Raw genomic sequence first — 13,789 nt, forward strand, 5'->3', positions numbered from 1 at the left:
CAAGCTCCTCGCTTCTGCTCGCGCTTTAGCTATCCTAAGCGTCAAGCGAAACGTGCAATCACCTCACGCAGCTTCTCGCAGGCTCGAACGACGCTTCGTTCCGGCGAGGTTGCAACACCCAGCAGCAGGCCCGACCGCGCGGAAGACGGCGACATGAACCAGGGCGACAGGGGGGCGGGTCCGAGCCCAAACTGACGCAGCTCTCTCGTGATGGCAACATCCGAAGCGCCGTCGGGCACTCTCACGAGGACGCCCAGGCCCGATGTCGCCGTTTCGAACGCATGCTGCGCGAGACACGCGAGCAAGGTCTCGCGTTGCGCGGAATAAAGGCGCTTCAGGCGGCGAAGATGGCGCAGGTAGTGTCCGTCGCGCATGAATTGCGCCGTGGCGAGCTGCACGGAAGGCCAGGGGGCCGGCGCGAGGCATGCCGCCACTTCCGCCATCCGCGACACCAGCGGCAAAGGCACGACGACGAATCCCAGCCGTAGCGCCGGACTGATCGTTTTGCTGAACGAGCCGATGTGAATGACGCGATGCCCCCGATCAAGCGCGGCAAGCGCCGGCGCCGCGCGCCCGGTGAGTTGCAGGTCGCTCAGGTAGTCGTCTTCGATGATCCAGACGTTTTGCTTCGCAGCCCATTCCAGCAGTTGCAGGCGCCTTGCGAGCGAGAGCGTGGGGCCAAGCGGTGCCTGCTGCCCGGGCGTGACGACGACCAGCGCGGCATCCGGCTCGTAGCGCAGGCCGTAGTCGACGTTCATGCCGTTCGCGTCCACCGGAACCGGCGCGAGGGCGAGGTTCGCGAGTGCGAGGCCGTGCCGGGTGAACGGGAAGCCCGGATCTTCCACCCAGGCTTTGCGTCCATCGAGATCGAGTGCCCGGAGCACCAGCCCGAGCGCACCGCTGAAACCGCTCGTGACGATGACCTGGGTCGGCGAGCATGCGATGCCGCGAGCAATGGCGAGGTAAGCGGCGATTTCGCGCCGCAATTCGGGCTCGCCACGCGGGTCGGGATAGACGACCGAGGCACTCGATTCCGCCCGCAGCGCGAATGAGCGTACCTTGGCGAAGAGCTTCGCCGGCAGCGTCTCGTGAGCGGGCACCCCCATCTGGAAGATGGCGGGACCGGCGGTGAGCTCGCTGTACATTGCCATGAAGGAGCCCGGATCGGGTGGATGCTCCGCCGCAAGGGGCGCGGGCGGGCGCTCGGCCACCCGCGTGCCGGCGGCGCGCGAGGCAACGATGAGCTGGGCGTCCGAAAGCCGGTCATAGGCTTCGCGCACCGTGCCGCGGGCTACGCCAAGCTGGGCAGCAAGATCCAGCCACGAGGGCAGACGCCCGCCCGGCGCGAGCACCCCGCGTTCGATGGCGGTCTTGATGGCCATGCGGATCTGCTCGGCGAGCGACGTTTTCGCAGACCGGTCCAGTGCGATTTGTAGCGATTCGTTCATCGATTCATGGTACAGAAGAAATGTTCATTCCTGGTTCTTTTTTGTGATCCAGCGTCGGGTCAGAATGCAGGGAACTTAAGGAGCCACACATTCATGAACATTCGAACTGTCCTGCGCACCACCTGCCTCGCGGTTGCATTTGCCATGGCAATGCCCGCCGGGGCGCAGACGGTGGGTGAAACGGTCACGCCCAACTTCGCGCAGGGTATCCCCAACATTCCCGGCAAGTCGCTCGAGGCCGTGGTGGTCGACTATGCGCCGGGCGGCGCGTCGGCCCCGCACATGCATGCAAAATCGGCGTTTATATACGCCTATGTGGTTTCGGGCGCGATCGAATCTCAGGTTAACAATGGTCCGAAGCGGATCTATCACGCGGGTGAAAGCTTTTTCGAGGCACCGGGCTCGTTTCATCGCGTGAGCCGCAATGCCAGCCAGACCGAGCCCGCGAAACTGCTGGCAGTGTTCGTCGTCGATACCGAAGACAAGGTGCTCACCACACCGGTCAAGTAAATCCCGTTCAACAAGGAGCAAACCATGAGCAAGCGTTTCGACTACAACCAGATCGCCCCTGCGGGCGCCAAAGCCCTTGGCGGGGTCTATGGTTACGTCTCGCAGAGCGGCCTCTCGCCGGTTCTCGTCGAACTGGTGTATCTGCGTGTCTCGCAGATCAACAACTGCGCCTACTGCCTCGACATGCACACGCGCGACCTCTTGAAGAAGGGCGTGAAAGTGGAAAAGCTCGCGCTGGTGCAGGCATGGGAGGAGGCCGGCAACCTGTTCGATCAACGCGAACGCGTGGCTTTGGCGTGGGCCGAATCGGTGACGCGGGTAGCGCAAACCGGTGTGCCGGATGCGGCCTATGAGGCGGCGCGCGCGGTGTTCGACGAGAAAGAGCTCGTGGATCTCACCATCGCCATCGGCCTCATGAATGCGTATAACCGCATGGCAATCAGCTTTCGCAGTACGCCGCAGGCCGTGCTGGAAAGCGCGGGTTGAGAGTGCTATAGCGGCTTGCCGAGTTTCGGGTCGCAATGCCAGCTTCGGTTGCGTATCGCCCCGATCTGCGAGAGGGGCGGGCTGCGCCACCCGGCGGGCAACGTGCAGCTATGGCGTGTGGAGCGCTTCGTATTCGCCGGGTCGTCTTCGGGCGGGTCGTAGCTGTCCTGTATTGCTCCTGTCAACGCGTTGACGCTCGTGTGAAATTCGCCGCCGCTGTCTGCGGCGCTGTGCGAATCCGAGCCGTCGATGTCCCATCCCGCGACGACCCATTGTCCGCCGCGGTTTGTCAGGCGCCACGTTTCGTCAACGCGCAGCGGACCGCCGCCGGTCGCGTTGCGCACGATCAGCGAGCCGTGGCTGATCTCGAGCGGCACGAATGGTCCACCGTTGGCGCCTTCTTCGTCCGGTCCGAGCGCCACCGCGTCGTTCGAAATCACCCGCTTGCCATCGACGAAGATGCGCAGGCGGCGCGGCCCTTCCTCATTTTGCGGGCTCAATACGTCGATGCAGGCTTGCACCGGGTTCGTTGAACCGAACGAAGCGCGCTTGCTGTCTTCCAGCACGTAACCGGCATCGGCTTTCGCGCAAGGCGTGGCGGTTGCGTCGGTATCCGATGCATACGCGCCGGGGCCGGCGAAGAGCGCCAGTAGCGAAAGCAAGACGCGCGTGCGTCGGGCAGCGTTGCCAGGGCAATCGGGACGTGCCCGGAAAGTACGCATGGTGGGTTCCTTTAAGCGGCACTGAGCTTACTACGTCCGGTGGCCAGGCGCCGCAATGCATGGTCATCGTCTTCGACAGGCAACCTGACTTAATTCGATCATCAGACGATCGAATGCCAATAATGAATAGTGGATTATCAATCTAAACGATTGATTACAAGATGCTCACACGGTTTGGGTTCAGCCCGAATCGGCCTAATCCCGTGCCGGCGGCACATCAGATCGAGGAGCATCGCAATGCATATCCGCACAAATGGCCCAACGATACATGTCAGCGAACAGGGTGAAGGCGATCTGGCGCTCGTGTTTCTTCACTACTGGGGCGGGTCTTCCCGAACCTGGGACGGTGTGATGGGAGAACTGTCGAACGACTATCGCACGCTTGCCACCGACCACCGAGGCTGGGGCGAATCGGAGGCGCCCACACAGGGCTATGCGATTGCCGATCTGGCGAACGATGCGCAAAACGTGATCGAAGCGCTGAGTCTGCAGCGCTATGTGCTGGTCGGTCATTCGATGGGCGGCAAGGTCGCGCAATGCCTGGCGTCGCGCCGCCCCGCAGGGCTGGCGGGTGTCGTGCTGGTCGCGCCGTCGCCTCCTTCGCCGATGGCGCTGCCCGAAGAACAGCGCGCTGCCATGGCGGCGTCCTATGCGTCGCGCGAGTCGATCGAATGGGTGCTCGATAACGTGCTCACAGCGAATCCGCTTACACCGGCTCAACGCGAGCAGGTCGTTGCCGACGGCTTGCGCGGCGCACCGCAGGCGAAGGCAGCCTGGCCCAACGCCGCCATGCTGGAAGACATCAGCGGCGAGGTCGCCTCGATCGCGGTGCCGGTGATGGTGGTCGCGGGCGAGAAGGACCAGGTCGACCCGGTGGAGACCTTGCAGAAGGGACTGTTGCCGCGCATTGCTGGTGCGCGTCTGCATGTGTTGGCTGACGTGGGCCACCTCCCGCCACTCGAAGCGCCCGTTGTGCTCGCAACGTTGATCGGGCAGTTTGTGCGCGAACTGGAGTCAGGCGGTGTTGCTGGCGCGATCCATTCGCCGGAGCAGGTGCCCGTGGCTTTCGACGCGGCCTTCAATGCGGGTGATGTCGATGGCGTGCTCGCCGTGTTCAGCGAGAACGCGACGATGCGCATGGCCGATGGCAAGAGCGTGGCGAGCGGTCATTATGCGTTAAGAAGTCAGCTATCCGAAGTATTGAAGGCAAAGCCGCAGATTCACAACGAAGTGCGCCGTACGCTCGTGAGCGGCGACGTCGCGCTGGTGCTGATCGACTGGATCGTGACGGCGACGTTGCCGGATGGCAAACGCATGCGCCAGACCGGTACGGCCACGCAAGTGATGGTGCGCGAGAGCGAGCGCGGATGGAAGCTAAGGATCTCGAATCCGCTCGGCATTGCCGAAACGGCCGGGTTTGTCGTTGCCTAGCACACCGCTCACGACTGCCGCGGGCGTCGTGCACCTGCCGCCGCGAGCCTTGCACCTTTTCGCGGCTGAGGAGTACGGTCCCACGGCGGTTCGTCGCCGACTGCCGCGATCAGATAGTCAAGGAAGCTGCGCACCTTGAGCGGCAGGTGCCGCGTGCTCGGGTAAACGGCCTGGATCGCGAGTTCCGCTGGGCGGTATTCGGGCAGCAGTTCGACGAGCTTACCAAGCGCGATCGGCTCTCCGAACACGAAAGTCGGTCCATAGGCGACGCCCGCTCCCGCGAGCGCTGCCGCCAGCAGCATCTGCGTATTGTTGGCCGCGAGCCGGCACGGTCCGTCGATCACGTGCTGGCGTTACTTCGCATCGACCAGCGTCCAGTCCCCCGCCGAAACCGCTTCGCTGAACGTGAGCCGCGCCGCCGCGCGACCAGCCTGGAGTCGGGCAGGCGCTCCCGGTTGTACGGCCTGTTGATTTTGAGAACGATCGGTTCTATTATCGTCGCCATGACTCCGACAAAACTTCATTCACCCCGCACACGCCGTCCCGCCGACCGCGGCCGGCCGCGGGAATTCGATGTCGACCAGGCAGTCGAGGCGGCGGGTCGCGTTTTCTGGGAGCACGGCTACCATGCCACGCCGGTCGATGTGCTGTGCGAGGCCACCGGCGTATTTCGCGGCAGCCTGTACCGGACTTTCGGAGACAAGCATGGCCTGCTGGTTGCGGCATTCGACCGTTACGCGGAAGGGGCGGTCGCGCGGCTGAAGGAGCGGCTCGCTGCCGACCTGCCGCCGCGCGAGGCGTTGCGCGAAGCGCTGTTGCACTACACGAAGGTGAGTACGCATCTTTCCGGCCGCCACGGCTGCTTCATCACGAATGCCGCAATCGAGCTTCTGCCGGGCGATCCCGTGCTGCGCACGCATATCGAGTCGACGTTGGGACGTATCGCAACGCAGTTCAGTCTGGCCATCGCGCGCGGTCAGCAGGCCGGCGACTTCGACCGGACGCTGGACGCGGAAGAGGCCGGCCGCTACGTGCTTTGCATGGTGCAGGGGCTGCGTGTGCTGGGCAAAGTCGATATGGATGAAACCGCGCTGGTTTCGGTGGTCGATATGGCGTTGCGTGCGCTGACTGCGCACTGACCATGGGCTGACGCGAAACGGTTGTCGCGTGGAAAACAAGAGGGCGCGCCCTGCAGGAGCAGGTGCCGCCCAGATTTTTCCTTAATTTGAGAACGATCAGTCATGAATTCATACGCCGTTCCCGCTTCGCCGTCTGGCCGCTACTGGAAAGGGGTTGCGTCATGCCTTGTCGCGACTGTGCTGATTGGCGTGATGTTTCCGGTCATGACGGACGCGCTCAGGCATATCGATCCCTTTACCTTTACCACGCTGCGTTACCTGATTGCGGGTGCCGGCTTTGCGATCCTGCTGCTGCGCCGGGAAGGGCGCGCTGCGTTGCGCACGGACGGCGAGTCGCTGGCCCTCGCGTGGCTGCTGGGGTCGGTGGGCTTCTGCGGTTTCGGTTCGTTCGTCTTTCTCGGCCAGCAACTGGGCGGCGCAGAGGGCGCGCTCAATGCTTCCATCATGATGGCCACGCAACCCATGATGGGCCTGCTTCTCAACGCCGTGGTGCGCCGGTCGGCGCCGCCGCTCCTTTCGTTCGCGTTCGTCCTGCTCTCGTTCACGGGCGTTGCGCTCGTGATTACGCGAGGGGACTTGCATGCTGCCTTGCAGGCCCCCCAGCACTACGCGGCGAGCGGTCTGATCGTGCTCGGTGCGTTGTGCTGGGTGATTTATACGTTTGGCTCTGCTTACTTTACCCGCTGGTCCGCGCTGAAGTACACGACCTTCACGACCTGGCTCGGCTTGAGCACGATCATCGCCGTGAACGTCGTGCTCATCGCGCTGCACGCCATCGAGCCTCCGACCCCGGCTGCCCTGTGGGCGATCGTTCCGCACCTGATCTATATGGGACCGGTGGCGGGCTTCGTCGCCATACTCTGCTGGATTTCGGGCAACCGGATCCTCGGGCCCATGAACGGGGTGCTATTCATGGACGTGGTGCCGATCACCGCATTCGCGGTGTCGGCACTGACCGGCGTCGTGCCGGACGAGGCGCAGATTGCCGGTGCCGTGCTGACGGCGTCTGCGCTCGTGCTCAATAACGTGTATCTGCGGCAACGGGCACGGCGAGCGACGGCGTCGGCACCGGCCTGAACGCCGCGCAACCGCGTCAGAAGTCGGTGGTCATCGAGAACAGTACAGTGCGCGGTGCGCCCTGCGTCAGATATCCGCCGATCGCCGAAGACCAGTATGCCTTGTTCGCCACGTTGAGCACGTTCGCGCGGAACGTGGTGGGCCGGCCGAACAGGCTGGTGGCGTAGCGCGCCCCCAGGTCGACGGTGTCCCACGCCTTGATCGACATGGTGTTGGCCGCGTCGAAATACTCGGGGCCGGTGTGCGTCCAGCGGGCGCTGAACGTGAGGCCCTGCACCCAGGGCACGTCGTATTCGGCGCCCAGGTTCAGCATGAACGACGGCACGCCAATGGGGCGGTTGCCGTTCGTCGCGCCGTTCAGCGTATCGAGCTGTTCGGCGTCGATATACGTTGCGCCCGCAATCACACGCACGCCCTTGTATGGCTCGCCGAAGATCGAGGCTTCGAGACCGCGGTGGCGTTCGGTGCCGTTCGCGCTGAAGTAGCCGGCGCCGTTGGTGTAGGTCTGCGGCTTCTCGAGCTGGAATGCCGCGAACGAAGCGCCATAGCTGCCGGTGTCGTACTTGATCCCCACCTCGTACTGCCTGGTGCGCTCGGGCGCGAGCATGGCGCCGTAGTTCTTCGAGCCGAGCGGTGCCTCGTCGCCTGCGGAGAGCGATTCGGCCCGGTTCGCGTAGATCGACACGTTCTGCCAGGGCTTGACGACGAGGCCGAAGAGCGGTGTCGTGATCGAGTCGTTGTAGGCCTCGGTCTGCTGGAGCGTCGAAGACGAATAGGCGTTCGAAAGCAGTTCCTGGTGGCGCACGCCCACCGTGAAGAGCACGCGGTCGTTGAGGAAGCCGAGCGTATCCGAAGCGGCCACACTGCGCGTGAGCGTGAGCGCCGTGGTGGGCGGGTCGCCGTTCATGCCCGCCGAGTAGACCGTGGGCGGATACGGCACCTGCACGGTGTTGTAAAGGCTCGTGGGAAACGAGTTGCTCAGCGTCCATGCCGACTGCGTGTTCACGCGCACGATCGAAGCGCTCGCCGTGACGAAATGACTGACGGGACCGGTATCGAAGTGGCCGCGCACCCCGGCTTCGGCGGAGCTGGCGTCGTCCTTGCGCGGAACGCCCAGGCGCGAGCCGGTCGTGCCGGTGTCGCCGTAGTACGGTGAGTAGTACTCACCGTGTTCGTCGGTGTGACGCATGCCGCCCGTCACGTATGCGGTCCAGCCCGGCAGGAAATCGTATTCGGCGCGCAGGATGCCCACCGTGTCTTCCGCCGAACTATATTCCCACGTCTGACCGTAGTTGTAGCTTGCCGAGGGCACAGCCGGAATCGTGGTGCCGTCCACGTAGACCACCGGGCGGCCGTCGTTCACACGCTGGCGCTGGTACAGGAAGTCGCCTTCCAGACGCAGCTTGTCGCCGCGCCAGTCGAGCGTGACGGCCGTCTGGTTGCTGCGGCGATGTTCGCCGTCGATGCTCGTTTCGCCGTCGCGGTTCGACTGGTTCACGCGAATGCCGAACTGGTCTTCGCTGCCAAAGCGCCGGCCGATGTCGATGTGCTGGCCGAATTCGCCCGAGCCGCTGCCTTCGAACGTGACTTGCGTGAGCGGCTTGTCGTCGGCGCGCTTGAGCTGCAGGTTCACGCTGCCGCCGAGCGCCGAGCCGTTCGGCGAAGCGCCATTGAGGAACGCGCTCGCGCCCTTGAACAGATCCACGCGCTCGAGCGCATCGGCTTCGACGAGCTGGCGCGGCGTGATGCCGTAGAGCCCGTTGAGCGAAACGTCGTCGCTCTGCAACTCGAAGCCGCGGATCACGTAGACCTCCTGAAAGTTGCCATAGCCATAAGCGGAGCGTACGGCCGGGTCGTTGGCGAGGACATCGGCCACGGTGCGGGCCTGCTGATCCTGTATGAGCTTCGCCGTATAGGTGGTCATGCTGAACGGCACGTCGATGTTTTTCTGCTGGCCGAGCACGCCGTAGTCGGCGCCGCGCGCAACCTGGCCGCCCGCGTAGGTGGGCGCGAGATCGCCGGGCAGGGCGTCTTGCGTGGCCTGAACCTTCACCGCGGGGAGGACGCTGTTCGGCGCCGTACCCGTGCCGGCGCCGGCATCGCTCGATGGCGAGGCCTGCGCAAAACTTGCAGAAGGCAAACTAAAAGCCAGGGCGATGGCGGCGAGGATGGCGGTGCGGCTGGAGGTGTGCGTGAGCGCAAGCGGCGGCGTGGTTCGGCGTACGGCGGACATAGAAGGTTGACGGGCTCGGGGTTGGCAGCCGTCCGTGAAGGTTTTGAACACCGGGCGGCGTGCTGGCGTCGGTTGCAGCCGTCTTCACGCCGTGCGCGTAAGGCGAATGCAATCCGCATAAGGAGCGCGAATTGTATGGCAAATGAGAACGATTTGCATTAACTGAATAGCTGTCAATAGTGGTATTCAGCGTTTACACAACACCTTCAAAGCTTTCGATCTGGCTTCACCAACAACGAAATACGGCGGTTATATCCGGGGCCAGAATGATAGGCGAAGAAAGCGTCCATGGCGATCCCGTCTTGCGCGACCGTGTGTTGGTGGCGCGGGTTCGCTTGCGTTCCGCAATACGGCGGGCTCGACGTGTGGGCGCGGTTTTAGGCCTGTAAGTATCGATAGCGTTTCATATAGTTAACACTAAGTCTGAATTCTGGCCTAATGACTCAAATATGAGACACGTCCTTGCACGTCCATGATGTTCAATATACGATACGTTAACCTCATAAACTGCGATAAAGTCTCATATACGTAACATGACTCTTGCTGAATTAGGGGAAGTATTTCGTCATGCCCGCATAGCTGCCAATCTGACTCAGCAACAAGTGGCTGAGTCAAGCGGAGTGCCGCGAGGCCGCATCAGCATGTTTGAGACCGGGACGCTGCCGGAGATCGGGGCCGTGAAGATGCTGAACCTTTTCAACGCGGTCGGGTTGGACCTGATCGCACGCCGGCCCGGCCATCAGCGCACTCTCGATGATGTCCTGATTGAGCCCTCCGAATGGGACGATGTGCCGTCGCGCCAGCGTGTCCGTTTGAATGCGGCGCAGCGCCTGAAGGCCACTGAGGGCAAGTCATGAGTCACTCGACCCTCGACGTCTATGTTAGCGGCCGGCAAGTGGGCACACTGACCCAAGAGGCGGGGCAGTATGTCTTCACCTACCAACCTGATGTACCCCAGGCAGACCTTGCTTCCCTGCTCATGCCCGTGCGAGCCGCATCGTACGAGTGGAAAAATCTGCATCCTTTTTTTCAGATGAATCTGCCGGAGGGCTTCAAGAAGGAAGTGATGGTCCGCCGGCTTGGCCCGCACGCGGACGTGAGCGATTTTGGCCTGCTGGCGCTTACCGGCGCGAACACGATCGGACGAGTGCAGGTTGTCCCGCGAGGCGCCACGCTCGACGCAGCCGCCAGCAAAGCCGATATGGCCGCACTACTCGCCTCTCCCGACTCTCGCGATAATCTTCTGCGGCTGCTCGAACACGGCGTGGCGGAAGGGGTGTCGGGTGTCATGCCAAAGGCTCTCGTTCGCCCTGACGACAGGGCGACCGTCTGGACCGAGGAATTCATCCTGAAGACAGGCTTCGATGATTTGCCATGTCTTGCGATCAACGAGTATCTGTGCCTCGAAGTGGCTCGCCAGGCTGGCCTCGCAGTCCCCGAAGCGCGGCTTTCTGGCGACGGGCAAGTGCTCGCGGTGCGCCGTTTTGACCGCACAGAGGATGGCCAGATGCTGGCGGTCGAAGACTATTGCGCTCTCAGGCCAAACAACGCTGTCGACAAATACAAGGGGTCACTGGAAGACCTCGCAAGGCTTACCACCATCTACGTACCGCGCGCGATGCTTAAGGAAAATGCGCGTCGACTCTATACGCTGATCCTCCTGAACTATGCCATTCACAATGCAGATGCCCATCTGAAGAACTTCGCGCTCGTGTACACCAGCAGCGAAGACGTTCGGCTTGCGCCGGTCTATGACGTCCTGACTGGCACCGTTTACCCGGAATATGCGGCGAACCCTCCGGCCCTGCCGCTGCAGGGAAAACGGGTGTGGTCTTCAGGCCGTCTGCTGGAGACCTACGGCGGATCGAGACTCCTGTTGAGCAAGGCAGAGAGGGACGATGCTCGCGATCAGGTTACCCGTGCGGTCCTCGCGGTCACGCCAATGGTCGCCGAGTACGCGCAGCGTTACCCGCAGTTCTACGAAGTAGCCAAGAGGATGCTGGACGCCTGGGGCGCTGGGCTCGAAGACATCAAGCCAGACGCCAAACCCGGAAACACCGTACCCGTGCCTTTACGCGAGCAGATGGGCATGTCCGACCCCAATGCAGCGGCACGACGCAAATTGGCGAACCCTTACGCCAGCCCGGACGGAGCCTTCAATCACAAGGCCAGATAGACAACCCGGCTTAACCGAGCGATTCGCAAATTAGCGAATCGGCTTGTGCGTGCGACGAGCGTGCACACTGCAGCGCTTTGAAGCCCCAGGACAGATCCCCTTCCCCATGCCCCGGTTCGAAGCGCTGTTCGACTCGCGCCAGCCGCTCGAACGCCTTCTGTCGCGCCCGGCTTGAGCGCATTGCAGTCGGCGGAGGCATGGCGCACGTGCCGCGCATACGCGAAGCGCTGCGCGACGTTCTGGAAACGGCGTTGCCTTATCCACCGGAGATTCTGATTGCGCAGTATGGACCGCATGCTGCCGCGTTGCAGGGTGCAATGTTCGGCAGCCTGGATGCGTTGAAGGCGAGCCCGCGAAGCAGGCGCGTCTGAGCCGGTCACGGGCCGCCTGTCACTCGAGCCGGGCGACCGTTGCCTGACCGGCTCGCAGTCCTTCCACCTCGCGCACGGCGGGCGCGAGGTCGGCCACGGCAAGACGCACTGCATCGATCAGCGCGCGCGCGGCGGGCGAGGGCGCACTGCCGGCGCGCAGCGTCAGCCCGATCTCGCGACGTGTGTTGTGCAGGGGCACGTCGAGCGCCACGATCTGCCCCGTTTCGCGCTCGTAGTGCAGTTGCTGCGCGGAGAGCGCGGCCAGCATGTCGGTGCCGAGCAGGAGGCCGCGTATCACCGCGAGGTCGGCCGTTTCGACGGCTGGCGCGGGCGGCTTGAGCTTGAGCCGTTTGAACTGCGCTTCGAACAGCGTGCGTGCGGGCGAGTGCAGGCGCGGCGCGATCCATCGTGCATGACGCAGCTCGCCGATGCTCGCATGCTTCGTTTGTGCGAGCGGATGATCGCGCCGCGCGAGCACGACCATGTCTTCGGACATCAGCCGCTCGGTCGCGAGGCCGCTCGCGGCGTCGTTCTCGCGCAGCGCGCCCAGAATGAAATCGATATCGCCCGCGCGCAAGCCGGCCACCAGCAACGCCCACGCGCTTTCGTCCGTCACCACGCGCACACCGGGATGGCGCGCGTTGAGCCGCGCGATCGCGGCTGGCAGGATCAGCGCGCGCCCGAGCGGCAGCGCGCCTACCGTCACCGCGCCCTGGATGTTGCCGTGCAGGGCGGCGACGTCGTCGGGGACGTGGCGCAGTTCGTTCAACGCGCGCCGCACATGCAGCAGGAACGTCTCGCCTTCGGCCGTGAGCAGCACGCCGCGCGGGCCGCGATGGAACAGCGTGACGCCCGATCCGCTTTCGAGCACGCGCGTGGCGCTGCTCACGGCGGGCTGGCTGATGCCGAACGCGCTGGCCGTGCTCGGCATGTGCCGATGCTGCGCGAGCGCCACGAAGAGCTGCAGCCGCCGCGTATTGAGCAGATACGCGGGCAGCGCGCCTTCGGCCGGCGCGCCGCGGCGCGCCTGGCGCGAGGCGCACCAGTGCGCGAGCTCTTCGAGTTCGCTAAAGATGCGCGCGCAGCGTTCGAGCACGACGCGGCCCACCGGCGTGGGCAGCATGCCCGAAGGCTTGCGCTCGAACAGCGGCTCGCCGAGGGCCGTTTCCAGTTCCTGCACCGAACGCGTCACGGCGGACTGCGCGCGATACAGCGCGGCAGCGGCGCGCGTGGCGCTGCCGGTGTCCGCCACGAGGCGAAAGGCGCGCAACTGCGCGAGGTTCAGAAGTTCAGGCTGGCTCACGTTCGAATCGCCTCGTCAGCGAGGGGGCCGCGCACGAAGGGACGCCGATGCGGCGCGCATTCAGGCACGCGGCGCCGCATGGGCGATCAGGTGCAGACGGTCTGCCGACATGTTCAGGCTCTCCTTCGAAAGGTGCGTGTGCTCTTTCATGAGCGATTCCGCGTCGAAGACGACCGTGCCGGGTGCCACCAACGGAATCCTGTCGTTCAGGCGCCGCGCCGCGCTCACGGCATGATTGTGCGCGGCTTCTACGATTAGCGCGTGGAACTCGCCATTTGTGGCCGCGTAGCGCGTTTTGGTTTGCTCTGCGAGCACGCTGGACTTGGAGAGGTCGTTGCCTTTGCGCAGGCAGGCGGCCAGCGTCCGCGAGAGCATCGCGTCCCTGCTGCACTCGGCCACCGGGCACGCGGCGAGACCCTCCTGTACCCCCGCACGTCGATGGCTTTCGGCATATCGCTCACGCTGAAGCGCCGCACCGTATAGCCGCGGGCGACGATGCGTTCGACCAGCCCCTCCGTGGCGAGCACGCTCAGCGGTTAGCGCAGCGGCGTGCGCGAAAGACCGAGCCGCTCCGCGACCTGTGCTTCCACGAGCGGCTGACCGGGTGCACGACGGTTGCCGATCAAATCTGCTTCGACGATGCCGATGTGAGCCGCGACGGCATGTCGATTCGCACCGTACCTTTCGGCAAGTGAGACCGCCGTCCCCTTCGTGCGCGTGTCAGGCGGAAATTGCCGAATGGCAAGCTTTGTCAACTCTATGCGCATCACATCGTTCCGTCACTAAATGTCCGATTTATCCGATTCACACCCGAAGGAATACGGGGAACGCTACGAGGTTATCGGGCGCGTTGTGTTCGCCTGTCGCCTGTCGTTGTGCCAGGCCAGTTGTTT

Annotated in this window: 13 protein-coding genes and 2 pseudogenes; 8 read left to right on the plus strand and 7 right to left on the minus strand. The window is 63.9% G+C overall.

Features of this window, described 5'->3' with window-relative positions; all coding sequences use genetic code 11:
- Nucleotides 1-41 precede the first annotated feature (41 nt).
- Complete coding sequence (locus U5760_RS15140; protein ID WP_322012861.1) at nucleotides 42-1,448, minus strand: PLP-dependent aminotransferase family protein; 1,407 nt, start codon at nucleotides 1,446-1,448, stop codon at nucleotides 42-44.
- Nucleotides 1,449-1,541: 93 nt separating this feature from the next.
- Here U5760_RS15140 and U5760_RS15145 point away from each other — a divergent pair, with 93 nt between their 5' ends.
- Together U5760_RS15145 and U5760_RS15150 are read left to right on the plus strand one after the other, a co-directional pair.
- Nucleotides 1,542-1,958, plus strand: a complete 417-nt coding sequence (locus tag U5760_RS15145) for a cupin domain-containing protein (RefSeq protein ID WP_322012862.1) — start codon at nucleotides 1,542-1,544, stop codon at nucleotides 1,956-1,958.
- Nucleotides 1,959-1,982: 24 nt separating this feature from the next.
- On the plus strand, nucleotides 1,983-2,444 hold the full coding sequence (locus tag U5760_RS15150) for a carboxymuconolactone decarboxylase family protein (protein WP_322012864.1): 462 nt from the start codon (nucleotides 1,983-1,985) through the stop codon (nucleotides 2,442-2,444).
- Between the two features lie 5 nt (nucleotides 2,445-2,449).
- On the opposite strand, the gene U5760_RS15155 is transcribed toward U5760_RS15150, so the two are convergent.
- Nucleotides 2,450-3,166, minus strand: a complete 717-nt coding sequence (locus U5760_RS15155) for a hypothetical protein (RefSeq protein WP_322012865.1) — start codon at nucleotides 3,164-3,166, stop codon at nucleotides 2,450-2,452.
- A gap of 237 nt (nucleotides 3,167-3,403) precedes the next feature.
- On the opposite strand from U5760_RS15155, the gene U5760_RS15160 reads away from it, so the two are divergent.
- Nucleotides 3,404-4,597, plus strand: coding sequence for an alpha/beta fold hydrolase (locus U5760_RS15160; RefSeq protein WP_322012866.1), 1,194 nt, complete (start codon nucleotides 3,404-3,406; stop codon nucleotides 4,595-4,597).
- An 8-nt stretch (nucleotides 4,598-4,605) separates the two neighbouring features.
- Here U5760_RS15160 and U5760_RS15165 read toward each other — a convergent pair.
- Nucleotides 4,606-5,022, minus strand: a pseudogene (locus U5760_RS15165) (LysR substrate-binding domain-containing protein); the annotation flags it as partial.
- 78 nt (nucleotides 5,023-5,100) lie between these two features.
- On the opposite strand from U5760_RS15165, the gene U5760_RS15170 reads away from it, so the two are divergent.
- Nucleotides 5,101-5,736, plus strand: a complete 636-nt coding sequence (locus U5760_RS15170) for a TetR/AcrR family transcriptional regulator (RefSeq protein WP_322013245.1) — start codon at nucleotides 5,101-5,103, stop codon at nucleotides 5,734-5,736.
- A 102-nt stretch (nucleotides 5,737-5,838) separates the two neighbouring features.
- On the plus strand, nucleotides 5,839-6,813 hold the full coding sequence (locus U5760_RS15175; RefSeq protein ID WP_322012867.1) for a DMT family transporter: 975 nt from the start codon (nucleotides 5,839-5,841) through the stop codon (nucleotides 6,811-6,813).
- Between the two features lie 16 nt (nucleotides 6,814-6,829).
- On the opposite strand, the gene U5760_RS15180 is transcribed toward U5760_RS15175, so the two are convergent.
- Nucleotides 6,830-9,046, minus strand: coding sequence for a TonB-dependent siderophore receptor (locus tag U5760_RS15180; RefSeq protein ID WP_322012869.1), 2,217 nt, complete (start codon nucleotides 9,044-9,046; stop codon nucleotides 6,830-6,832).
- 533 nt (nucleotides 9,047-9,579) lie between these two features.
- On the opposite strand from U5760_RS15180, the pseudogene U5760_RS31655 reads away from it, so the two are divergent.
- From U5760_RS31655 to U5760_RS15190, 3 genes and pseudogenes are all read left to right on the plus strand, one after another.
- Nucleotides 9,580-9,711: pseudogene (locus U5760_RS31655) on the plus strand (helix-turn-helix domain-containing protein); the annotation flags it as partial.
- Between the two features lie 12 nt (nucleotides 9,712-9,723).
- Nucleotides 9,724-9,903: a hypothetical protein gene (locus U5760_RS31660; RefSeq protein ID WP_415914115.1), complete on the plus strand. Its 180-nt coding sequence runs from the start codon at nucleotides 9,724-9,726 to the stop codon at nucleotides 9,901-9,903.
- The gene (locus tag U5760_RS15190; protein WP_322012871.1) at nucleotides 9,900-11,222 is read left to right on the plus strand and encodes a type II toxin-antitoxin system HipA family toxin; all 1,323 of its coding nucleotides are present in this window, start codon (nucleotides 9,900-9,902) and stop codon (nucleotides 11,220-11,222) included. The genes U5760_RS31660 and U5760_RS15190 overlap by 4 nt, the downstream gene beginning before the upstream one ends.
- A 390-nt stretch (nucleotides 11,223-11,612) precedes the next feature.
- On the opposite strand, the gene U5760_RS15195 is transcribed toward U5760_RS15190, so the two are convergent.
- The 3 genes from U5760_RS15195 to U5760_RS15205 form a co-directional block, all read right to left on the minus strand.
- Entirely contained in the window at nucleotides 11,613-12,896 is a 1,284-nt protein-coding gene (locus U5760_RS15195; RefSeq protein WP_322012872.1) for a LysR family transcriptional regulator, read from the minus strand.
- A gap of 60 nt (nucleotides 12,897-12,956) precedes the next feature.
- A complete protein-coding gene (locus U5760_RS15200; protein WP_322012873.1) occupies nucleotides 12,957-13,271 on the minus strand; it encodes a hypothetical protein in 315 nt (104 codons plus the stop codon).
- 161 nt (nucleotides 13,272-13,432) lie between these two features.
- Nucleotides 13,433-13,663, minus strand: coding sequence for a hypothetical protein (locus U5760_RS15205; RefSeq protein WP_322012875.1), 231 nt, complete (start codon nucleotides 13,661-13,663; stop codon nucleotides 13,433-13,435).
- Nucleotides 13,664-13,789: the final 126 nt, after the last annotated feature.

It is taken from the genome of Paraburkholderia sp. J12 (assembly GCF_905220215.1).
Classification (GTDB): domain Bacteria; phylum Pseudomonadota; class Gammaproteobacteria; order Burkholderiales; family Burkholderiaceae; genus Paraburkholderia.

Excerpts from the sequence above, each read along its gene's own strand:
- U5760_RS15145 (WP_322012862.1), top strand. The coding sequence starts at position 1,542 with ATGAACATTCGAACTGTCCTGCGCACCACCTGCCTCGCGGTTGCATTT.
- U5760_RS15205 (WP_322012875.1), bottom strand. The coding sequence starts at position 13,663 with ATGCGCATAGAGTTGACAAAGCTTGCCATTCGGCAATTTCCGCCTGAC.
- U5760_RS15150 (WP_322012864.1), top strand. The coding sequence starts at position 1,983 with ATGAGCAAGCGTTTCGACTACAACCAGATCGCCCCTGCGGGCGCCAAA.
- U5760_RS15175 (WP_322012867.1), top strand. The coding sequence starts at position 5,839 with ATGAATTCATACGCCGTTCCCGCTTCGCCGTCTGGCCGCTACTGGAAA.
- U5760_RS15160 (WP_322012866.1), top strand. The coding sequence starts at position 3,404 with ATGCATATCCGCACAAATGGCCCAACGATACATGTCAGCGAACAGGGT.
- U5760_RS15190 (WP_322012871.1), top strand. The coding sequence starts at position 9,900 with ATGAGTCACTCGACCCTCGACGTCTATGTTAGCGGCCGGCAAGTGGGC.
- U5760_RS15200 (WP_322012873.1), bottom strand. The coding sequence starts at position 13,271 with ATGCTCTCGCGGACGCTGGCCGCCTGCCTGCGCAAAGGCAACGACCTC.
- U5760_RS15180 (WP_322012869.1), bottom strand. The coding sequence starts at position 9,046 with ATGTCCGCCGTACGCCGAACCACGCCGCCGCTTGCGCTCACGCACACC.
- U5760_RS15140 (WP_322012861.1), bottom strand. The coding sequence starts at position 1,448 with ATGAACGAATCGCTACAAATCGCACTGGACCGGTCTGCGAAAACGTCG.
- U5760_RS15155 (WP_322012865.1), bottom strand. The coding sequence starts at position 3,166 with ATGCGTACTTTCCGGGCACGTCCCGATTGCCCTGGCAACGCTGCCCGA.
- U5760_RS15170 (WP_322013245.1), top strand. The coding sequence starts at position 5,101 with ATGACTCCGACAAAACTTCATTCACCCCGCACACGCCGTCCCGCCGAC.